Annotated in this window: 24 protein-coding genes; 14 read left to right on the top strand and 10 right to left on the bottom strand. The window is 59.9% G+C overall.

Features of this window, described 5'->3' with window-relative positions; genetic code table 11:
• Window positions 1-415 precede the first annotated feature (415 nt).
• The 5 genes from JQS30_RS15660 to JQS30_RS15675 all read left to right on the top strand — a co-directional run bounded on the left by JQS30_RS15660 (window position 416) and on the right by JQS30_RS15675 (window position 3070).
• Window positions 416-751 carry a hypothetical protein gene (locus JQS30_RS15660; RefSeq protein WP_213171170.1) on the top strand — a complete coding sequence of 112 codons (336 nt, stop codon included), beginning with the start codon at window positions 416-418 and terminating at the stop codon, window positions 749-751.
• On the top strand, window positions 748-1059 hold the full coding sequence (locus JQS30_RS17915) for a YbaB/EbfC family nucleoid-associated protein (RefSeq protein WP_484555215.1): 312 nt from the start codon (window positions 748-750) through the stop codon (window positions 1057-1059). The genes JQS30_RS15660 and JQS30_RS17915 overlap by 4 nt, the downstream gene beginning before the upstream one ends.
• 100 nt (window positions 1060-1159) lie before the next feature.
• The gene (locus tag JQS30_RS15665) at window positions 1160-1393 is read left to right on the top strand and encodes a hypothetical protein (protein ID WP_213171171.1); all 234 of its coding nucleotides are present in this window, start codon (window positions 1160-1162) and stop codon (window positions 1391-1393) included.
• 10 nt (window positions 1394-1403) lie between these two features.
• Complete coding sequence (locus tag JQS30_RS15670) at window positions 1404-2435, top strand: hypothetical protein (protein ID WP_213171172.1); 1032 nt, start codon at window positions 1404-1406, stop codon at window positions 2433-2435.
• The gene (locus JQS30_RS15675) at window positions 2432-3070 is read left to right on the top strand and encodes a hypothetical protein (RefSeq protein WP_213171173.1); all 639 of its coding nucleotides are present in this window, start codon (window positions 2432-2434) and stop codon (window positions 3068-3070) included. Before JQS30_RS15670 ends, JQS30_RS15675 begins: the two co-directional genes overlap by 4 nt.
• A 150-nt stretch (window positions 3071-3220) precedes the next feature.
• On the opposite strand, the gene JQS30_RS15680 is transcribed toward JQS30_RS15675, so the two are convergent.
• Window positions 3221-3862, bottom strand: coding sequence for an NAD(P)H-binding protein (locus tag JQS30_RS15680; RefSeq protein WP_213171174.1), 642 nt, complete (start codon window positions 3860-3862; stop codon window positions 3221-3223).
• A gap of 56 nt (window positions 3863-3918) precedes the next feature.
• Complete coding sequence (locus JQS30_RS15685; RefSeq protein ID WP_213171175.1) at window positions 3919-5286, bottom strand: MATE family efflux transporter; 1368 nt, start codon at window positions 5284-5286, stop codon at window positions 3919-3921.
• Window positions 5287-5560: 274 nt separating this feature from the next.
• On the opposite strand from JQS30_RS15685, the gene JQS30_RS15690 reads away from it, so the two are divergent.
• The 3 genes from JQS30_RS15690 to JQS30_RS15700 are packed head-to-tail and all read left to right on the top strand — an operon-like array spanning window position 5561 to window position 8543.
• A complete protein-coding gene (locus JQS30_RS15690) occupies window positions 5561-7021 on the top strand; it encodes a hypothetical protein (protein ID WP_213171176.1) in 1461 nt (486 codons plus the stop codon).
• Complete coding sequence (locus JQS30_RS15695) at window positions 7018-7347, top strand: WXG100 family type VII secretion target (protein WP_213171177.1); 330 nt, start codon at window positions 7018-7020, stop codon at window positions 7345-7347. Before JQS30_RS15690 ends, JQS30_RS15695 begins: the two co-directional genes overlap by 4 nt.
• Window positions 7347-8543, top strand: a complete 1197-nt coding sequence (locus JQS30_RS15700; RefSeq protein WP_213171178.1) for a hypothetical protein — start codon at window positions 7347-7349, stop codon at window positions 8541-8543. Before JQS30_RS15695 ends, JQS30_RS15700 begins: the two co-directional genes overlap by 1 nt.
• Window positions 8544-8714: 171 nt before the next feature.
• Here JQS30_RS15700 and JQS30_RS15705 read toward each other — a convergent pair whose 3' ends face one another.
• Complete coding sequence (locus tag JQS30_RS15705) at window positions 8715-9935, bottom strand: MFS transporter (RefSeq protein ID WP_213171179.1); 1221 nt, start codon at window positions 9933-9935, stop codon at window positions 8715-8717.
• Window positions 9936-9938: 3 nt separating this feature from the next.
• A complete protein-coding gene (locus JQS30_RS15710; RefSeq protein ID WP_213171180.1) occupies window positions 9939-10298 on the bottom strand; it encodes an ArsR/SmtB family transcription factor in 360 nt (119 codons plus the stop codon).
• 130 nt (window positions 10299-10428) lie between these two features.
• Between JQS30_RS15710 and JQS30_RS15715 the strand changes: the two genes are divergently transcribed.
• Entirely contained in the window at window positions 10429-11886 is a 1458-nt protein-coding gene (locus tag JQS30_RS15715) for a YrzE family protein (protein WP_213171181.1), read from the top strand.
• Window positions 11887-12022: 136 nt separating this feature from the next.
• Here JQS30_RS15715 and JQS30_RS15720 read toward each other — a convergent pair whose 3' ends face one another.
• Together JQS30_RS15720 and JQS30_RS15725 are read right to left on the bottom strand one after the other, a co-directional pair.
• Window positions 12023-12166, bottom strand: a complete 144-nt coding sequence (locus JQS30_RS15720) for a GPGG-motif small membrane protein (protein WP_213171182.1) — start codon at window positions 12164-12166, stop codon at window positions 12023-12025.
• Between the two features lie 103 nt (window positions 12167-12269).
• Window positions 12270-12818, bottom strand: a complete 549-nt coding sequence (locus JQS30_RS15725) for a dihydrofolate reductase family protein (RefSeq protein WP_213171183.1) — start codon at window positions 12816-12818, stop codon at window positions 12270-12272.
• Window positions 12819-13156: 338 nt separating this feature from the next.
• Between JQS30_RS15725 and JQS30_RS15730 the strand changes: the two genes are divergently transcribed.
• Both JQS30_RS15730 and JQS30_RS15735 read left to right on the top strand, forming a co-directional pair.
• The gene (locus JQS30_RS15730; RefSeq protein ID WP_213171184.1) at window positions 13157-13774 is read left to right on the top strand and encodes a DUF4956 domain-containing protein; all 618 of its coding nucleotides are present in this window, start codon (window positions 13157-13159) and stop codon (window positions 13772-13774) included.
• A gap of 25 nt (window positions 13775-13799) precedes the next feature.
• Complete coding sequence (locus tag JQS30_RS15735; protein ID WP_213171185.1) at window positions 13800-14675, top strand: polyphosphate polymerase domain-containing protein; 876 nt, start codon at window positions 13800-13802, stop codon at window positions 14673-14675.
• On the opposite strand, the gene JQS30_RS15740 is transcribed toward JQS30_RS15735, so the two are convergent.
• Together JQS30_RS15740 and JQS30_RS15745 are read right to left on the bottom strand one after the other, a co-directional pair.
• Window positions 14672-15967 carry a sensor histidine kinase gene (locus JQS30_RS15740; RefSeq protein ID WP_213171186.1) on the bottom strand — a complete coding sequence of 432 codons (1296 nt, stop codon included), beginning with the start codon at window positions 15965-15967 and terminating at the stop codon, window positions 14672-14674. The two genes, JQS30_RS15735 and JQS30_RS15740, sit on opposite strands and share 4 nt — an antisense overlap.
• Window positions 15964-16671, bottom strand: a complete 708-nt coding sequence (locus tag JQS30_RS15745; RefSeq protein WP_213171187.1) for a response regulator transcription factor — start codon at window positions 16669-16671, stop codon at window positions 15964-15966. Before JQS30_RS15745 ends, JQS30_RS15740 begins: the two co-directional genes overlap by 4 nt.
• A 338-nt stretch (window positions 16672-17009) precedes the next feature.
• Here JQS30_RS15745 and JQS30_RS15750 point away from each other — a divergent pair, with 338 nt between their 5' ends.
• Window positions 17010-17516: a hypothetical protein gene (locus JQS30_RS15750; RefSeq protein ID WP_213171188.1), complete on the top strand. Its 507-nt coding sequence runs from the start codon at window positions 17010-17012 to the stop codon at window positions 17514-17516.
• A gap of 123 nt (window positions 17517-17639) precedes the next feature.
• On the opposite strand, the gene JQS30_RS15755 is transcribed toward JQS30_RS15750, so the two are convergent.
• A complete protein-coding gene (locus JQS30_RS15755) occupies window positions 17640-18119 on the bottom strand; it encodes a hypothetical protein (protein ID WP_213171189.1) in 480 nt (159 codons plus the stop codon).
• Window positions 18120-18560: 441 nt separating this feature from the next.
• On the opposite strand from JQS30_RS15755, the gene JQS30_RS15760 reads away from it, so the two are divergent.
• Together JQS30_RS15760 and JQS30_RS15765 are read left to right on the top strand one after the other, a co-directional pair.
• Window positions 18561-19400 carry a hypothetical protein gene (locus JQS30_RS15760; protein WP_213171190.1) on the top strand — a complete coding sequence of 280 codons (840 nt, stop codon included), beginning with the start codon at window positions 18561-18563 and terminating at the stop codon, window positions 19398-19400.
• Window positions 19401-19566: 166 nt separating this feature from the next.
• Window positions 19567-20454, top strand: a complete 888-nt coding sequence (locus tag JQS30_RS15765; protein ID WP_213171191.1) for a flagellar basal body-associated FliL family protein — start codon at window positions 19567-19569, stop codon at window positions 20452-20454.
• Window positions 20455-20600: 146 nt separating this feature from the next.
• On the opposite strand, the gene JQS30_RS15770 is transcribed toward JQS30_RS15765, so the two are convergent.
• Window positions 20601-20885 (bottom strand): hypothetical protein, encoded by a 285-nt coding sequence (locus JQS30_RS15770; protein ID WP_213171192.1) that lies wholly within the window; start codon window positions 20883-20885, stop codon window positions 20601-20603.
• Between the last annotated feature and the right edge of the window lie 82 nt (window positions 20886-20967).

Raw genomic sequence — 20967 nt, forward strand, 5'->3', positions numbered from 1 at the left:
GGTCTCTTCGAGTTCCAACGGTTCCACAAATCAAGCCGCCTTCGCGACCGCGCATTGCATAGCACGCCACGTTAAGTGGTTCCACCACCATTGGACATAGGGGCACAACCACCGGAGAGATCGGGATAGCCTCGATCGCACCACATTTGTGGGCTCGGGATCAACCTATCTGGCAGGATGAAAAAACTCACTCATCGAAGTCACACCTGAGTATCGCTGGCTATTTTACCGTGAGCGAGTACCTCTATGCACATCTATATATTTGCTCAACGAGCGAAACACTCTGATAACGCTACCGTGGGGCACGCCTTAAAATGCTCACCGGTCAAGCGCCGCAAGCCCCGGTTTGACGGACCCTTATACACTGACCACCATAGAAAACTAGACACTGGCGCACGGACTACCTGGACCCCACATGATCATCAACACCACTGGCCCCAACCTACAAGAGCTGGAACACCTTGCGCGAGAAATATTTCAAGGCGATGCCCCTAGCGATATCGATGCGCTCGTTAACGCCTACATAGAGAATGCGATTGTGACTGGCACATCATCAGAATTCGACCTGACTGTATCAATGTCGTTGGACTTCCGATTGATTGACTGCAAGCTCCCTCACATAATGCTACTGGACCAAGAGACTGAATCTGAAGTTGAAGTCGAACTGAATGGACTCATCAAAGCAGTCCGCCATGAGATCATCAGCAATCTCAAAAACATGGAGACTAGTCTGGAGGCTGCATCACGATGAATGTTCAAGATCTCGGCAGCAATCGTGCCCGACTTGAAAAGAGACTTCAAGAATCACGAAGCGAGGCCAAACGGGCCCGCGAACAAGTAAGCACGATCAACCTACACTATCGCTCCAGTAGCGGAATGGTCTCGGTTCGTATGGACGCAATGGGCCATCTTACCGTGCGACTTAATACCGATGGACGGGTCAACAATACGCAAGTAGTCGCGGAGGAGCTCGTAAGCACATACAACTACGCACTGACAAAACTGCAACAAGAGCTACGCTTATCAGGAGATATGTACAGTGCCAAACTACAATATTGATGTCGACCCAACTGAGCTCTGGGAGGCAGGAAATCGCGTGCACAGTTTGACAGACCGGTACGCCGAGATAAGGTCGAAAATTCACAATAGCATGGATTCGATGAGTTCGGGTATGGTGTGCGACGAATCAGCACCACTAGTCATGAGCATGACCCAATTGTTGGGCGAGCTGAATTCAGTATTCACGCGGGCTCATCAAAACTTGGAATCTCACGGAGACGCGATCAAACAGTGGGCACGTAACCATGCCGAGAACGAAGGAGCACTTGCTGACTTTGAAAGTTACCTAGACGAGGCTCGATCAATTCGCGATCACCTGGATGAAGCAAACTAGGAGAACGATATTGTCTACCTTTAGCAAACCAAATCTACCGGGCCGGTCAGATTGGGGCCTCGAAAACTTTAATGTAGTACACAGCGCCCTCAAGACTGCCCTAATAGACGCGACTGTGATTCACACTCTCAATGAGATTAGTGAGAACCGACAATATCTCCCTGACGGAGTCGACTGGGTCAGCCGACTGGGGCTTCCATACGCGCTTCGTGGTCAATACGCAGTATACCTTGATCACACATTTCGCCATGTGTTCCGGGACGAAGCCATTGGCATCATCGCCGATGCCACCGGGGCCGCAGAGGAAGTTTTCGCTGAATACGACCTGTGGAGAACTTTCAGTAACGTCGATCTCTCATCAGTCACTGAATTCGCTGACTCCGCGCTAGAGGTCGTTCGTGAATTCGCTGGGCACTTTACCGGACTTGGTGACGCAAGTTCATCAACGTCCGGTGGCTCGAATGACATTCAAAGTATTCGTTCAACTCTCGGTCCTGACAACTGGCAGGAGGCCGTAGCGTCAGTCTATCGAGAGCGTTTTATCGATCAACTAGAGCCAACGGCAGCTCGACATGCATTCGTGGCTTCATCTATTTCAGAAACAGCCGCAGCATATCAAGCTGCGATCCGTTCTACTCAACTCAGTATATACCAGCTTATGCATTCTCTGATTGATTCCCTATATCAATCAGTCGGAGTCACACAAATTGACTTTACAGATACTTTGAAAGTAGTGACTGACTTTATGAAGGTAGGGAAAGGTTCGATCAGTCGAGCTGATTCCATCATTGACTCGATGGCCGCAGCGCAGAATTTCTCAATTGGGTCATACTCGATCACTGTGACGGAGGGAAATCCACTGGATCTCTACGCGGACGCAGCCGCACAGCTGGGAGATTACATATCTCAGACTCTATCGGAGCTGGAGTCGCTCAACTCAAACATGAAGGATATGCTAGCTGAGCTAACGAGTATGCGGGCAAGTGAGATCTCTTTTATTCAAGCATCGGATGTGTTCTTATGGGCCAGAGTTTTGTCTTGACCAGGAAGCATATAGTTCCCCTGTTTTCCGTTGCTATTTTGATGGTCTCAGCCTGCTCTTCAACAGCCCCCACGCAGGAAACATCGACTTCGTATCCGAACACCTATTCACTTGAATTTATCGAAGACCCCGACGAGTTTTGCCAGGAAGCCAACTTCGATTCTGTCAATGAGAACTTCACCAAAGATCCCTATCATATCGATGTGCCGGTGGCGTTCGAACCAACAATCATCACCTTCGGACCGATCGATGTAGATCTGGCATGCAAATTTGAAATGAACTATGACTTTGGCAGTATACGAGCCCATACCGGTTACATGATTGCCACCGAGGAAGTCGATCCCATTGACGTACTTGCTCGCATTTGCTGCCCCGGATCGCATCCCTACTATATTCACGATTTGAGTGATGGATCGTGGGATGAACGATCCCTCGTACGTTCTCGCATCGGCGATAACCTGATCACTATACAAGGGTGGATACGCAAGGACAACATCCTTATTGGCGTGAGAACTGATCTCAGCCTAGGTCGATCTGGCGGACAGCTAGAACCGGGTCACGCTGATTTCGAGTACATCATGCATGATTACCTTGAACAGCACTATTCTGACGTGATTGAACAGGCAAAGAAATAGGGCGTGCGCCTCAAGGTATGACCGTCCGGACGCACGCAGAGCCTCAGTTCGTATTCGACACGATCGGTACGGGCTCGGGAGCCACCGAAACGGGAGGATGGACAAGCACCGCTACTCGGGTCCGCAGAACGGCCCGCGAACAACGGAGGGTCAGTCAAAGTAGTGGACGTGGGTTCCCTTTTTGTCTTCTTTGGCGACGTCGATCATGCGCTTTGCCACGGCTGCGGCCTGGACCGGGCGGTATTTCGCCAAGCGCCCGACATACAGCGGCGACGTGAGCGGAGCCAGGAACTTCGCTATGCTCTCGCCGGTTCGCTTCTCTTCACGGGCCCCTAGCAGCAGCGAGGGCCGGAAGATATGGGTAGCCGGAAGCGGCAAGGTGGAGATGGTCTCTTCGGCCTCGCCTTTGACGCGACTGTAGAACCAACGAGACGCGGAGTCGGCACCTAGGGCGCTAACTAGGAGGAATTGCCGGGCCCCGGCGTTAGCGGCGGCTTCGGCCACATTGCACACATAGTCGTGGTCGACCCTCCGGAAGGCCTCTTTGGACCCGGCCTTGTCGATGGTGGTCCCCAGGCAACAAAAGACGTCGTCCACAGCGAACAGGTCGCGTTGCTGATCGAGCTGGGCGAAGTCAACCTCGTGCACGGTCAGCTTGGGATGCTCGAAGTTCAACGGTCGTCGGCTGAGCACGTGCACCGATTCCCAAGCCGAACGGGCCAGCAGCCCCTTCAGTACGAGGCTGCCGACCACGCCGGTCGCTCCGGCTACCACTGCGGTTCTGGAACTCATAGGCCCACCCTAGTGGCGAGCGACCGGCCGCGCATTGGTCTGCCAAAGACATGCGGCTAGTCGAGTTTTCCGCTGGATTCCCGCCATTTGCCGGAGCGGAACTGGGCGTAGGTGATGACCGTGCGGGCGATTTGCGCCGCTAGCAGTCCGTAGTAGACACCGATGAGGCCCATGTCGAAGTGCACCGCGCACAGCCAGGCGATAGGCAGGCCGAAGGCCACCTGCCCAACGATGGCCGCGTACATGACGCTCTTGGTGTCTCCGGCGGCGCGCAGCACTCCGGCCATGCTCATTCCGAACACCATCGCCGGTGCCATCGCCAGCAGGATGTAGACCACTGAGGTGGCTTCGGCTACCACTGCGGTATCTGCGGTGAAGAGGCCGAAGAACCAGTTTGGGTTGATCAATGGCGGTAGTACCGCGAGGGTTGCCATACCCGTCATGAGAATGGCACCTGAGCGGCGGAATGCCAGCGCGCCCGGGACGTCTCCGGCGCCGAGTCGTTGCCCGGCCAGGATTGAGATTCCGCTGCTGGCGCTGAAGACGACGACCCATAGGACGGTCACGGTGATGATCATGATGCGGTATCCGGCTAGGGATACGTCGCCTAGGTAGGCCACGATCGAGACGATGAGGATGTCTGCGGCGTAGACGCTGCCGGCCATGATTGCTTCGGGCCAACCGATGCGAGACAGCGGGTTGACGATTTCGCGGGGGCGGCGCAGGTTGGCGCGCTTCCAGAACGTGTATTCGAGCCCGAGCTTGCGGCGTCCAAACCAGATGATGTAGACCATGCCGAGGCTGGTGGCCAGGAGTGTCCCGGTAGCGGAACCGATGACGCCCAGGTCGAACCCGAATACCAATACATAGGTGGCGGGGATGTTGGTGAGGTTGACCAGGAGGGCTACGCGCATGGCGATGCCGGTTTCGCCGAGGCCGCCGAAGACACCACGGTAGGCGGTGGTGACGGCGGCGAATGGCAGGCACAGCATGAGGATTTGTAGGGCGGCGACGCTGGCGGGCAGGGAGTTACCGCCGGAGAGCAGCCGCACGATGAGTGGGGCGAGGGTGAGGAGCAGGAGGCTGGCTCCCACGCCGATGGCCAGGCAGAAGAGGAGGCCGGTGTCGAGCATCCGGTTGATGCGGGCGTGTTCGCCTGCGCCTTTCCAGCGGGAGACGAGGATTTGGATGGAGGAGCCCCAGGGGACCAGGAGTGCCATCGCGAAGACGTAGATGGGCAGGACGAGGCTGATGGTGGCGAGGGCTTCGGTGGAGTACCAGCCGAGCATGACGGTGTCGGCGATGGCGAGGACGGTGGGGCTGATGGTGGCGACGATGAGTGGGTAGGTGATTTTCCAGCTCTGCCGCACCCGGCCTGTGAGCTGGGGCGATGCGGGCGGTGGAGCTTGGAGGGTGTCGCTCATGGGCGTGGGGCCTTTCGGTGGTGGGGACCTCCGTTTAATGGTAATGATTTTCATTATGGATTGCAATCAGGGGTGGACGTGGGATCAGACAGCAGCTGTTCAGGCAGCAAGTACTCCGGGCATTCGCCCTGCTCGCGTCCATGAGAGTTGGTCCGGGAACGCGCCAGTGCCCGTACGGAAACCCCGACCAGACGGGACCTACACGGTTGGCGACGGTGTGGCATCGTGAGCGCTGAGCACAACCTATTTCGCAGTCCACGCCCTCGGGATCAACATGTTGACCAAGATTTACCGGCGCATACGCTATATCCCTCTAGACAGCCCCTACTCCACTAGTCACTTCAAAGCCCACCCGCTGAGCCGGTTCCACCTGGCCAAGCGAGGAGAACGCCTCGAGGCCGGGCACGGTGTCATCGCGATACGCACCAAGGCGGTGCGACGTCTGCGGCTCTCGCAGCCCGACCAGGCGAGCGGACTGACATCCCCTCGGGTAACGCAACCGAACACCGACCTCGGCACACCCGTCGTCCTCGTGGACGGCGAGCCTGCGGCCACCGGGTTCGGCCGGGGCCGCATCGTCGTGCCCGCAGGGCCGCACCTGGTACAAGTCCAGGCGAAAGCCTCAGGCCGCTACACACTGGTGAACGTGCCAGACCAAGGCCGCATCGTCCTCACATCCTTGTCCTCAGCCCCGATTCACTCGCGTGTCTCCCGCGACCGACTGGGGTGGTTCTACCGCAGTTTCGCCCTGGGGCGGCAGGCGTATCTTGAACGCCACCGCACTCTCGTCTGGCCGTCTCTAGCAGCGCTAGCAACTTACGTGTTCGCGATGCTCGCTCTGGCAAGAACCGGCACCGAAGCGGTCGTCGGGGAGATCTTCGCGCCCCTTGGAATCATCCTTTGCGCGGCCGCAGGCCTGGCTGCTGGCACCCTCGTCGTGCTAGCGGGAGTGGTCAAGAGCGCGTGGAACAACCGAAGACCTCCCAAATCCGTCCATTACCCACCGACTGACCTGGACGGGGGAGGCTCATGGCGCATCGTCGGTGTCGACGACACGTCGCCCCCGCGCACGCATCCCGAACTTGCCACATTGCGTGTTCACGTGGCCTTCGAACACAACTATGTCGACGCCACCCGACGAACCGACCTGCCAGTGAAAGCGGCAAAACGGCCTACGCGGGCGGACGACGCAGACCCGCAGGTAGCACGATCAGACAGATACGACCAGGATGCACGGGTCGGGGATATCGTTGGTGAGGAACTGGAGCACTTCGGAAAGTCCATGCGAGACATCGGGCAACGGACCCGCGACGAGCTGGCATCGATCCCCTGGCGCGATTCCTGGCGCTCCGATATGCATCACCACTTCGGGACGTACGCGGCCGACCAAGGCCAGAACGAGATTCGCCCATGGATTCCGGCTCCTCAGGTCAATCTTGAAGAGCGAGCACTGCCCGCTATCTGGGGGTATAACGAATACCTGATCAACCCGGGCGAGAGGCTGATCGAAGTCGCAGTGCCCGCCCCGCCACCAGAGCTCCTCACTGACATCGAAGTGGAATTGCACGGCGAATCTAGGCTGTTGATGGAGGTTGACTGCCGAGCGGGTTTCGTGACGACCATCGAGGCGTTCGCAACCATCGCAATGGAATGGAGCCAAGACGGCAAGAGCCTCAGTCGATACACCGGCCGAATGAGTTCACTCTCCTCTTACCAGAAAGGCGCTACACAGTGACATGGATCGACGTCGATGCCGAGGGCTTGCGCGACGCGGCAAACAAACTGCGACAAGCCGAGACAGAGATCAAAGCCCTGGGTAACTACGCCGAAGAAGCGGACCCGGATCTGTGGATGTTCGGCCTTGCCGGGGTCGGCTTTGCGGGTTTGTACTTCGCGATCGCCAAAGGCATCGTCCACCCTGCTTTCAGCGACGCCGAACAAGCGGTCGAAGGCATCTGCACCCGACTCGAGGACTGTGCTGACGAATACGAAGACTGCGATGAGGGCATCGCACAGGAACTCGACAAAATCGGCCAAGACATCGTAGACGGAGCTATCTGATGAACGACCACATCGAAGAACCCACCTGGAATCGCGACGACGAAGGGAACGTCGTAGATCCAGGTGGACACTCCCCAACATTTGGAGAAGAGGGTGCCTGGAACACTGGTTGGGACGACTGGCTCGGTGCAGGATCAGGGTCGAATGCCACATCTGCCTCCAGCGACAACCGAGGCAGCGGCGCACACGAAGCCATAGCTAGGAATGTGTTCCCGACCGCGAGCAACAACACGACATATCGGGACTCTCACGGCAATGTCGTCAACTCCGACCAGCGTGTCAGCGGCCGCGACTCCGAGAGCAACCTCCTCTATAACGGAGAATCCACCTCGGCATCTAACTCCGGTGCGAACGCGTTGAAGAGTGCCACAGCTCCTATCACCGCAGTGTCCAACACCGTCTCCAACGTCGGCAAGATCGACAGCCTCACCGACTGGGGTGGTTACACAAACTTGATCACCGGGCTAGCGTCGGACACGCTAGCGATTGGGAGCATGACCAAAGAATTCAATAGCTTCGTGGAGAACGTCACCGACCCGAAATTCGATCCGGTGCAATGGCTGGCCGGGACTCTCATCGACTTTCTCATCCAGGTTTTCCAGCCGCTGGAGGACCTGGTCGGACTTGTCTCGGGTAACGAGAGCCGTATGAAGGAATCGGCGGGTATGTGGGACACCATTGCCACCGGCTGCCCCGAAGTCGGCGACTATCTCGGGGCCACAGGCGAGGCCGCGCTGGCCGATTGGGGCGGCGAATCGGGCGACGCGGCGCGAACGCGGGTCAGCGAGGCAGCCGAGGCGGTCCGCGGGCTCGGCTATATCGCGGTTGGCTTGGAGGCGCTGCTCATGTGTATGGCCGACTTGGCGAAGGCTCTAAGGCAGGACATCGTGGACTTGCTGGCCAAGGGAGTTTCGTGGGCATTGACGCGTCTCCTTCCAAAGGTCGCGGCAGGTATCGCTACTTTCGGGGCGACAATTGCCCTGGCAATCGCCGACGGCATCGCCAAGGTCGCCTCACTTCTCATGAAGGCATTTAACCGAATCAACCAGGCCATCGGTATCGCGGATAAGGCAGCTACGGCCCTGGACAAGATCAACACGGCGTTCACCTATCTCAAGCCGGTTCTGGAGGGACTCAAGAAGCACCGGCACGCCCTCAACATGATAGGTGGTGCGGCCGAACAGGCTTTTAACTGAGCCGCTCCCGTTTAGTTCGACGAGCTCGGCATGTATTACCTGGAGAACAGCTGAGCTAAGCCGTTCAGCGGCGGGGCCACAGCCCAGTCGACCATCTTGATGTTGACTGCCTGCAGTCGGCGGCTACCGAGTGGGGATGGTTTGGCAGGAGACTGACTATGCGACCACTGTCTAGACAACTGCTGCTTCGGTCGTTCGTTTTGGTACTACTTCGCTCCAAGCCCAGAGGGCCGCTAGTGCCCCCAGCGCGGCCACGACCGCGAGTATCACGGCGGTGGATGCAAATCCCCACCTCGCCCCCAAAATGCCCGCCAACGGATACGTCACCAGAAAGCACAGGTGGGATAGCGAAAACTGTGCCGCGAAGACGGCGGGGCGATTCGCGTGATGGGAAGTGCGCCGCAGCAGGCGCGCCGATGGGGTGAGGATCAGCGAGGTCGCCGCTCCCAGGATCAACCAGACACCGAGGAGGGCGTACCACCCGGGGGCGGCGATGGCCGCTGCCGAGGCGAGGAGCGCTAGGGGTAGGGCGGCCGCTCCGGTCAACATCACTGTTCGATCTTGGAGGGTTTCGAGCAGGCGCGGCAGGGTCAATGCGATCAGCATGGAGCCGCATCCGTAAGCGGCTAGGGCGATGGTGACGTCCGCCTGGGTTCGTCCGAACTGGTGCTGGACGATGGCGACGGTGTTGATGAGGACCATCGCGGTCGCGGCGGCTACGGCCACGTTCATGGCCATGAGGGCGCGCAGTTGGGTTGAGGCGATGAACACGGCGACGCCTTCGGTGAGTTTGGTCAGGAAGGGCGGCGGGGCGGTCGGGGTGATGGCGGGGAGGACGGCGATGAGGACGAAGGCTGCCGAGAGCGCAAAGCCCATCGCCGTGCCGAGGAATAGGTGGTGGTAGCTAAGGACGGTCAGCATCGCGGCGGCCAATAGCGGGCTGGCCATCGCTTCCAGGTCGTAGGCCAGGCGCGACAGCGAGAGGGCTTTTGTGTATTGGCGCTGGTCGGGCAGCACTTCGGGAATGAGTGACTGGAATGTGGGGGTGAAGGTGGCTGAGGCGGCTTGCAGAAGAAATATGAGGATGTAGATGTGCCAGGTCTCGGTGATCAGCGGAAGTGACAGGGCTACTGCGGCTCGGATTAGGTCGGCGGTGACTAGTAGCTTCTTGCGCGACATGGTGGTGGTGAGGGCGGTTATGAGCGGCGCGATGACGACATAGGCGACCATTTTGATGGAGAAGGCGATGCCGAGGACTAGGCCCGCGTCGCTTCCGGCCAGGTCATAGGCGAGTAGGGCGAGGGCGACGGTGAGCAGGCCGGTGCCGGTGAGCGCTATGACGTGGGCGGCGAACAGCTTGGAGAAGGTGGGGGCGCGCAGTGTGTCGAGCACGGTCTAGGGGTCCTCTGGCTGGCGGTGGTGTGCGGGGTGGGTGTCGAGGGTGTGTTCGGCTTGGTGGATGGCGTCGGTGACGAGCCGTCGGGCGTGTTCGTTGGAGAGTCGGTAGTAGGCGCGGTTGCCTTCATGGCGGGCCGTGACAATGCGGGCTAGTCGCAGTTTGGCGAGGTGTTGGGATACGGCGGCGGGGGCTTTGTCGACGTTTTGTGCCAGCGCGTTGACGGATAGTTCGCCTTCGGCCAGTGCCAGGATGATGCGGATGCGGGTGGGGTCGGCCAGCATGCTGAAGACTTCGGCAGCGACGGCGACGTATTGGGCTCGGTCCTCACCAGACGTATTGTTAGTATCTGCATTCATACGCAGATACTAACATTGGAGGGGAGGAGTTACCCTAATGACGGCAGCCTTAAGCCCGCAGACACAGCTAACGGCCCGAAACCAGGTGTGTCATCGTTGAGCCCGCAAACCCGCACCCCTTGGGAACCACATGTTGAGCAGGATTTATCGACGGATTCGCTATATTCCGGCGAATAGTCACTACGACACCGGCCGTTTCAAGGCCCATCCGCTGAGCCGGTTTCCCGTCAGCGAGAACACCCCCCAGCTTGACCCTGGGCATGGCCTTATCGCGCTGCGTTCCAAAGGGGTTCGCCGTTTGCAGCTGGGCTTTGACGAGCGCGGCAACCGCCTCAGTCAGCCGCGACCTCAGGTGGCGCCGCCGGTTTTCCTCATCGACGGCACCCCCGTGGCCACTGGGTTTGGCACCGGCCACATCCTGCTTCCCACCGGGTCGTATCGGCTGGAAGTACAAGCTGGAGCATCAGGCCCCTACGTGCAGGTCCAGGTGCCCGACCAGGGTCGGGTCCGGCTCAAGTCGGTGGTGTCCTCTCCGGTGCGCGCTGACATCGCACACGACCGGCTGTTCTGGCTGTACTCAAGCTTTGCCTTGGGCCGCAGAGCTTTCCTCGAACGTAAGCGCGGCCTGGCGGCCCCGATCCTGATCGCCCTGGCACTTTTCGTGCTCACCTTGATCTTTGGGTTCGGCTTCAGCCGTGAGTTTGTCGCCCAGCAGTTCGGGCCAGACCAGACCAGCGGCCCGCTCCCGACCTTGCTGTGTATGGTGCCCGGTGTCCTCGCTGGCATCCTGTGGATAGTGGTCAGGTGGGCCCAGGCCAAAGCGCGGGCGATGGTGAAGGGCCCGCTCAATGAGTTCGCCCCCACAGCCCTTGCTGGCGGCGGGTCTTGGAGCATTGTGGACCCTGATGAGGCAGCACCGCCTACGACCCGGCCCGATATGGCGACGCTGCGGGTGGACGTGGCTTTCGAACACAATGATGTGGACGCCACCCGGCCGCTACGTTTGGTCGTGCCGAATACGCACAGCCAACTTTCGGGCGACGACAACGACCCGGGGGTCGCGCCTTCGCAGCGTTACCACGCCGAGCAGGAAACCATCGAGATTCTGGGGGAGAACCTGGAGCATGCCGGTAAGTCGGCCAAAAAAATGGGCCGGGAAATAGCCCACGAATTTCAGTCGATTCCATGGCGTGACTCGTGGCGTTCCGATGTGAATCACTATTTCGGAACATATTCGAACGGTCGCGCTGAGACCGAAATTCGCCCGTGGATCGCTCCCCCGATTATTAGCCTGGAGGACCGGGAACTGCCCGCAATATGGGGATGCAATGAATATGTGCTTCCGCCTGGGGTGAGGCTGATTGAAATCGCGGTGCCGCCCCCGCCTTCACCTCTAGCCAGTGACACCGAAATCGCCTTGCCCGCGGATGCGCGCCGCATATATCAGCTTGACCTGAAACCAGGTTCAAGCACCCATATTGAGTCGATCGCCGATATCAAATGTTCGTGGAGCCACGACGGTCAGTCGCTGACCCAATATTCGGCGCACATCCACCCGTTGCGCTCTCCGTCGGAAAGTACGCACTGATCTAGCTGGGGTTTCTCTATTCGGTTGTGGCGCTGAGAAGGCTTATGCAAAAGCGCGAGTTCAAGGCCGCAGGAGGCGACGTTTAAGTTCCTTAACGAGCCGAGGAGAACGCTGATGGCACCTTGGGCATAAGCCTCTAGGTGAAGACGCTGACACCACCGGGCCCAACAATCAGGCCTACCACGATGAGGACGATGCCCCATAGCAGTTGACCTCGAAAGATGGCCAGCACACCGGAAATGACGAGTATGGCCGCGAGTATCCAAAGAATAATGTCCATATATCCATGCATACTCTCTTGTCCGAACGCGCGCAAGAAACTCACGAAATTCCGGCCTCGCCGGTGCCAATGTAGAGACGGTTTTGCCGAAAATGAACGCTGGCTACCTAATCGGCTCGTAACGCATCGCGACCGCCCCTGAGCCATATTCCAACCGGCTCACCAGCTTCAAGTCCACACTTTTAGACAGTCCGGCGAACAAGGTCGGCCCGTGGCCGACGATCTTGGGATGTATCACGAACTCATACTCATCGATCAAACCCAGTTGCGCCAACGCCAACGGAAGCTGAACGCCTCCCACAAACAATCCCTTGCCTGGCTGTTCCTTGAGCTCTCGCACGGCGGCGCCAAGGTCTCCGCGCACAAGTTCGGCGTTCCAATCGACATTTTCCAAAGTGCTGGAGACGACGTATTTCTTGGCCGCGTCAATCGTTTGCGCGAACGGTTCCATCCACTCAGGTCTAGCCACAGCCTGGGCTGAGGGCCGCCAGGCCGATTCCATCATTTCGTAGGTCACCCGGCCAAAGAGCAGCGCGTCAGCCCGGCCGATGCTTTCAGCCGCCCGAGCGTGCAACTCTTCGTCTGGGACGATCGCCTCATGATGGCAGCACCCGTCCAGGGTCACGTTGATGGAATATCTCAACTGTCGCATTCGGTCAGGCTACGCCGCGCAGCCGACAATCGACCCCTCATTCACGAGGCTAGTTACCTGGAATGTCAGTCCCGCTGACGCCGTTGTCTCCAAGCGCGCGGACAGTGTGAACAGTGGCGCGGCCCCGACGAGCACCGCTGTGTTCGCATCGACGCCCAGCGACACTTTCTAGGCAAGCATCTTCCTCGCAGCCTTCCAACCTGCGCAAACACTCTCCTCTCAAAGCTTATGGAGGGTTTAGAGCTTCCTTAGCGGCCCCTTAACCAAACTGCTCGTAGCGTTCATTGACGTCGAGGGCCGAAGCCCTCTGTCGAGGAAACCTAGACGAGGAGAGCTCAATGGACATCCTGTTGGCGCTGGCACTGCCGATCAACCTGTTCTCGATCGCGGTGCTGGCCTACGCGATCTACTTTCGACGGCATCGCCGCGCCGACTTGATGTTCGCCTATATCGCCTTGAACGTCGGAGTATTCACCGTCTCTGCCATCATGCTGACGCAAAACATCAACCTCGGCGTGGCCTTCGGCTTGTTCGGCGTCTTGGCAATCATTCGCCTGCGATCGGATTCGATCAGCCAGCGCGAGATTGGCTACTACTTCATAGCCATCGCCTTGGGTTTGGTCAACGGGATCGGCTCATCGTTCCCAGTGGCGATGATTTTGCTGAATCTGCTGCTCTTGACAGTGATGTTTGTGGCTGATCACGCCCTCGTCTCCGGTGGGGTTGAGCGGCGAGTCCTGGTGTTGGACTTCATCATCAACGAAAAGGAGGGCCTGCGCGCGGACTTGGAGCAGCGGCTTGACGCCGAGGTTCTACGGCTGGAGGTCGACCGGGTCGACTATGTGCGCGACACGATGAGCGTCGATGTGCGGTACCGTCCGCGCCCACCTCACGCAACATATGCGGCCAGTGCGAATAATACCGCCACCACTGTGCAGCTACCGGCGATTTTGTAACCCGAGGTTTGAGGAAGGCATCGACATGACTGTGACCGATGGCGGCGTACGCGCCCAGGTGGGGCCAAAGGCTGGCCCGGTGTGGCCGGAAACGACGCAGGCCGCTAGTGAGCCAACCCCAGCCGAGGAGCGGGCGCACTCACCTGCCGCGAGCGTCTTTCCGGCATTGAGCCTGGCCCAAGTGAACGCCCGAGCGAAGCTGCAAACCAGGGTGGACACCAAGTATCTGCTCGACCCGTTCCAGTTCGCCGAGTTTTCCGCCGCGCTGGCCACGCAGGAGGATTGGGCGGTCCTTCAGATCGACGGAGGCCACCAGTTCCGGTATCGATCGGTGTACTTCGACACCCCGGACTTGTTGACGTTTCGGCACCACCGGCAAGGCAAGCGGAGACGTTTCAAGGTCCGCACGCGAACCTATGTCGACTCGGGTGAATGCGCATTCGAGGTGAAGGTGCGCGGCGCGCGGGCGGCGACGGTGAAACAGCGGATGGACTATGCGGCCGAGGACGCCGACCGGATCACGCCTGTGGCCTGGTCGTTCCTGACCTCGACGTTGCGCCAAGCCTATGGGGTCGCGCCGCCTGCGGTGCTGCGTCCGATGGCCAGCACCGAGTATCTGCGGCAAACATACGTGCAGTTGTCGAGCCCGGCGCGGTTGACCTGCGACACGGGGTTTGTGTGTTCATCGGAGCAGGGGCAGGTGGTGGCGCGGCCGATGTGGGTGGTGGAGTCGAAGTCCGCCTCCGGTGCGGGGGCGGCCGACAAGCTGCTGTGGACGATGGGGGTTCGTCCGTCGCCGATCAGTAAGTACTGTTTGGCTACGGCGATGCTGCGGCCGCATCTGTCAGCCAACCGCTGGAGGCGGGCGCGGCGCACCTGGTTCGCCCCTCACGCGGGCTAGCCGTCGAGGGTCAATCGCACATGAGTGCCGCGCCCGTCGGGACCCGGCCCAATGGTCATCTGCCCTCCGGCGGCCTCGGCGGTGCGGTTGATGATGTCCAACCCCAGACCGGTGGAGCCGCCGCCGCTGGCTCCGCGTTGGCGCACATGATCGCCAGGCAGGCCCGGCCCCTGGTCAACGACGTCGATGACGACGCCTCCGGCGGGACGCGGCCGCAAGGAGACAGTGAAGGCGGTCCCGTCGGGGGTGTGCGCGAAAACATTGCCCAGGGCGGCGTCCATGGCGGCCGAAAGGTCGGGCGCGGCGACGCGAACCCGTAGCGGCCCCCGTGTCAGTTGTGTGTGACAGGCACGATTGGTGTCTTCGGCCAGCGCCGACCAAAATCGCACCCGGTCGGCGACGACGGCGGCGGCGTCGCAGCTGATTTCGGTGGGGCCGGTGGCTCGGCTGGTGGTGGTGGCGGCGGGGTGGCGGGCGGCGTCGATGGTGGCGTTGACCGCGGCTTCGACTTCGTCGACGGCCGCCTCTATTTCGAGGCGTTCGTTTTCGTCGCGCAGTGATTCGGTTTCTAGGCGCAGCACGGTCAGTGGGGTGCGCAGCCGGTGGGAGAGGTCGGCGACGCGCTCGCGTTCGGCTTTCAGCATGGATTGGATGGTTCCGGCGAGGCTGTTGAGGGCTTCGGCGACGTCGCGTAGTTCGGCGGGGCCGGAGTGTTTGGCGCGGGCGTCGAGGTCGCCTTTGGCTAGGCGGTGGGAGACCTCGGATAGTTCCCCGACGGGGATGAGGAGGAGCCGGGCCAGCCAGTTGGCGATGAGGAGCCCAACCCCGAGGAGGGCGAGGGCGATCGCGCCCATGATCAGGTATGACTGGCCTAGCCCTGCGGTGAGGTCGGAGTTGGACACGTAGGTGCGGATGACGGCGACGCCTTCGGGTTGGCTTTGCACGCCGAAGAGGATTTCGCGGCCGTCTTCGGCTTCGGCGGTGAAGCTGCGGCCGGTGGCGGCCAGGTCGACGGCTTGGCTGCGTTCGGCGGACGCGCCGAGGATGGTGCCGTCGGGCCAGTAGACGGTGATGGGGTGGTCGGAGCCGCGGTTGATGATCTCGACGGTCGCGGCCACGGTGTCGTGGTCTGCTGTGGCCACGGTCGGCACGAGAGCTTCGGCTTCTTGGGTGGCGGCGGTCATGACCCGGTCGACGTTCGCGGAGTGCAGGAGCATGCCGAGGGGGACGGCGAAGGAGATCAGCACCAGGGTGACGGTGGCGGCCACGAGGAGAATGAGTCGGCGTCTCATGTGCTTTGCTCCGGGGGGTGGCCTTCGGCGAGGAGCTTAATGCCGACGCCGCGCACGGTGTGAATGAGTTTTGGTTTGGCGGCGGTTTCGCCTAGTTTGCGGCGCAGCCAGGCTATGTGCACGTCGACGGTTTTGTCCGCTCCGCCCCAGGGCGCGTCCCAGACTTCGGCGAGGAGTTCCTTCTTGGTGATGACTTCGCCGGGCCGTGTGGCGAGGTAGCGCAGCAGGTCGAATTCTTTAGGCGCGAGGTCGAGGCGCTGTTCGTGCAGGTGGGCGACGCGCCCGGCCGGGTCGATGCGCAATCCTCCGACGCGTATTTCGGGGGCGATGGCGCGTTGGGGCGGTGCGGCGCGGCGCAAGACGGCCTGGATGCGGGCGTCCAGGTGGTGGGCGGTGAACGGTTTGACCACGTAGTCGTCGGCTCCGCTGTTGAGCAGCTGCACGATTTCGTTTTCGTCGTCGCGGGCGGTGGCGATGATGACGGGAACGCTGGAGACCCCGCGTAGCATTTTCAGCATTTCTCGTCCGTCGAGGTCGGGTAGCCCCAGGTCGAGAATGACCAGGTCAGGTTCATTGTCGACGGCGGCGCGCAGGCCGGTCATGGCGTCTGGGGCGGAGGCGACCTGGTGGTTGAGGGCAGACAGCGATCGCAGCAGCGCGGAGCGGACACGGTCGTCATCTTCGATCAGGAGAAGCTGGGCCACAGTTTTCTATGGTAGCCACGCTGGCCACGGCGTGCCTTCGCATCGGGTTTCTTGATAGCCGACGACGTTCACCACTGTTCTTCATGTTTCGTTGGACAGGCGCGCGCAGCGATATCATGCTTTTAGAGCTCCCATCAGGTTTGTTTCCGGGGCGTGGACGGTGTGCTGTCAGTGGCTGGCACAGCGGAGGCGCTTGTCCAAACCCGCAGGGTATGGGCAGGTGAGGACAACGCGGCCAGGTGCCACAACACACCACCGCTATGGGAAGGGAAAACCATGAGGAGCTTTTAGGCACTCCTTAACGTTTCCTTATCACTGAGCGAGGCACAGTTGACCTCATGAAACGCAATTACGTAGTGGGGCTGTGGGGCGCGGCGGCGCTCGCGGCCATCGTGGCCGGGGTTTTGGCTGTCAGCATCGCCCAAGGTGGGCTTTTTCCCGAGCAGACGCAACCGATGTCGGCCGAGGAGATCGAAAGGGAGCTGGCAGCGGCACCAACGCCCGAGGATTCTCCCAGCGACGAAGCGACCGGCGATGAACCTACCGACGAGTCCGGCGAGCCCAGCCGGGGCGATGGTGAGCTCGAAACCGCCCCCGACAGTGCGGCGACGGCCGCCAACGAAAAACTCATCACTACCGATGGCGGCTCGGTGATGGCCCGCTGCGACGCTCAAGGGGATGGGTACTTGGTGTGGTGGGTTCCCGAACAGGGCTTTATCACCACTGACATCGACCGTGGCCCCGATGACGATGTGGAGATCACCTTCAAGAGCTCCCAGACTGAGATTGAAGTGGAGGTCGAGTGCGAGGACGGCTTCCCGGTAGCTGACATCGACATCGACTAGTAAGGCATTAGGTGCAAGGGCATGTCCACCGGCAACGTGGCCGAGATCGCGAAAAGCAACGACGGGGCCTTTAGTCGAATTACTTGGCAGCCCACCGAGGCGTAGTGAACCCACGCACCACACCTAACCGTCGCTATCGGCTGGAGTTTTGTTTTGCGAACACCATTGGACTGCGCCTGGGGCTGTCAAGGTGAACAGTGCAAGGATGTTCCAAAAGCTGACGATGAAAGCAAACGCTAGCAGTGGAATCAAAAAGAGAATAGTCATAGCGACTGCTTCAATAGTGTGCAACACGATAAGGAAAATACGGGCCCGGTTATCACCGTGTTTCAGTTTTCGCACAGCGAAAATCTTGCACCCCCACAAGGTGGTACACATGAACATAAACACCACGATGCTCACTAGTACCGCATTGCCAGGAGCGTCATCGACCATGGGGAGGCGGTTTCCATAGCGGTCGATGCCAGCGAAGACGAACAACCATAGAAATCCAAGCACCACCCCATCGCGGGCGACGGTAAGCCACGTAATGCTCTGCGACAAAGAAATAGACAATGGCTGCAAGGGTGCTGAGACCGGCGGCTTTGATTTTAGTTGAGGCATCAATGGCTCCATGAGGGGTAGGTGACAACACAAGTCCGGCTGATCATAAGACAAGTGCAATTTCGAACTCTGGGTTATGACCCGCAACAGTATAGGCGGTCAGTTCCAATGTTGTAATGACTCGGAAGCTCATTCCTGCTCATCTCCTCCTGCCCTTGGAACACCTCTGTGTATCGCCCGGCCTCACCAACGACCGACCTTGTTCTACTATGGATATTTACCGCCGCTTCTGCACTGCTGCTGTTCACAGCAGACATCATCATTCTCTATATCGTTGCCAAGTTGAAGCTCAGCGAGAGTTCCTAGAGGGCGCGCATCGGTGGGAAGGTAGTTGAAACCATCCGATTCAATGAGACATTGAACCTGGCGGGAAGCCGCCGCTGGTGTGAGTAGGTCCCTTGCACGAAAGCCGAGCTCGCGAGGTCGGCTTAGAATGAGCTCATGACATACCCACCGCCCCCTGGCCCTAGTCCCGAAGGCCAGCATCAACCGCCCTACAACCCCGTTCACTACCCGCCCTCGCCTCCTATGCAGCCGACCGGCCCCCAACCCACCGAGCAGACCGGTGCTTTGAACTTGGCCCCGAAAAAAGCTGGTGTCTCGGTCGTCACGATGGCGATCTTGCTGGTGCTGGCGTTGGCTGGGGGCGCGGTCGGCGGTTATTTCTTCGCCGGTGTGAGTGAGGAGGCTGGGGGTTCGGACGGGGCTGACGGAGCGGGCTCGGAATTCAATGAACCCGAGCTCGTCGGGCAGCCTTTCGACGAGCAGGATTTCGACGACGACCGGACCTTTCGCGATCTCAGCTTTGACCGGCTTCCCTCCGAATGGGAAGAACGTGAAGAGCCGTTCAACCGCAATGGCCGCACTATCAGCGACCCAGTGTGGCATGTGATGGAAACCCCGGACGACTGGATCAGTTCGATCACAACCGGGGGCCTGAACCAGTTTGTCGTCGGCTATGACCGCACCCAAATGGAGAGGTCAGTTCCGGGCATCTTGCAGGAATTCATGTCCAACGAGGTCGTGTTGCTGCACAACGCTTTGCATGAGGAGATCACCTACTCCTATCACGAGGTCAGCGGACGGCCCGCCGTGTTGGGCGAGACAGTAATCGCCTGGGATGGCGACCCGGCTCAGGGGCTGCCGGAGATGCAGGTCGCGGTGTTGATTGTCGATGCGGGGAAGGGTTACGCGAAGGTCGGCGTCGTGGCGATCTTCAACGAGCACCGCCACGAGTACGACGCGGCCGTGGAATATTTGTTCACCATGCGCCTGTTCTAGACTGCGAACCATCGCAAGTGGACTGTGGTTGGGTCGGCCGTCACCGGAGCCAAAAGCTGACCGAATAGGGTCGCCGTGAGTTGAATTGGATGGTTTAGCCCTCCTCCATTCGGATGACGTCGCAGGTCACGCGCTTAGGCGTGCGCTGGGGCCATAGAATGGCCCCATGACGTACCCCCAGATGCCGGGACCGCCGCAGCCCGGAGGCGACCCGAACCAGCCCGCCCAGTTCCCGCCGCCTCCCCAGCAACCGGTTCAGCCGGGGACGCAAGGCTCGCCGATGTCGGGCCCGCCGATGGGACATCAGCCCGGCTACCCGCAACAAAGTCCCTATCAGCCCTATCAAGCTCATGGCTTCCAGCCGCAGCCGACGCGGAACTCGCCGGTGGCGACCATCGCCGTGGTACTCCTGCTGGTCGTGATCATCGCCGGGGGCGGCGTCGGGGCCTACTTCCTTTTCTCCGGTGACGACAACGAGGGCTCTACAGTGACCCAAGAGCCCACCGAATCGGCTAGCGAGGACGGCGCCGAAACGGGCGGCGGGCAGACCACCGACCCGGACTTTTTCGAGTCGGCAACCTTCGAGACACCCGAAGATCCGTGGGAGCTTCAGCCCGGCTGGAGTGGTTCGACTCCGCATATGGCCAATGCGGATGTCCACACGATTCCGGCCGGGGAGGGCTGGGTTGCCGCGATCATGACCGGCGTCTACCACGACTCTCTGTACGAGTACTTGCCGAACAATCCTGAAGCAACCGTCTCCGAAATCCTGCGCACGTTCGAAGTGCTCAATTTGGGATCTATCTCCGATGTGGAGACTGACCGGATCGAGTTCACCGACCTGGAAATCCAGGGGCAGCGCGCGCTGCTGGCGGAGACGACTATTTCGTGGGACAAACAAGACCATATCGATGACCGTTATGAACAAGTTGCCATCTTGCTGGTCGACATGGGCGATGGTGCCGCCTGGGTTGGTCTAGCCGCGATCCCCGAATCGCTGCTAGATACCTACGACGGAGCCGTGGAACACCTCCTTAGCATTCAGCTGCACTGACGTTTTGCAACGTAAGCCGTGCGTCCTGTGTGGTCACCGGCAGAACGCATGGCCCGGATGCGGACTCTGGGTGCGCTCATGACGCACCGCCAAGCAGGGTATTGGCCAAGTTCTGCGACACCTGATTGAAAATCGCATCCTTCCGCTCAGCAGAGCACACCAGAAACGATGTCACAGGTAATGTCCCCCAAGCGACCACACGCCGGGGCAATCATGGCTACCGGGATGACGAGCGACTGACCTTGTAGATTCAGCGCCAGAGCCGAGCCACGTTCGGGATGGGGCGAGACCATATAACGTCCCGACCCGAAGACGAACTCGACTACCTGGCCACCGGTGGCCTTGACCCGATCGGAAGCGGTCGAGGACGTCGGCTGCGACACCGTTGAGTGGATGGGATCAGATGCCGTGAGATCGGTCGAATTACTCATCGCACACCGCCCGCCAGCAGGGCTTCTACCCGCATATGCGGGTAGAACAAATCATAAGTTTGCACTTTATGGTGCGTGTTTT

The sequence above is a fragment of the Natronoglycomyces albus genome (assembly GCF_016925535.1).
GTDB classification, from domain to species: domain Bacteria; phylum Actinomycetota; class Actinomycetes; order Mycobacteriales; family Micromonosporaceae; genus Natronoglycomyces; species Natronoglycomyces albus.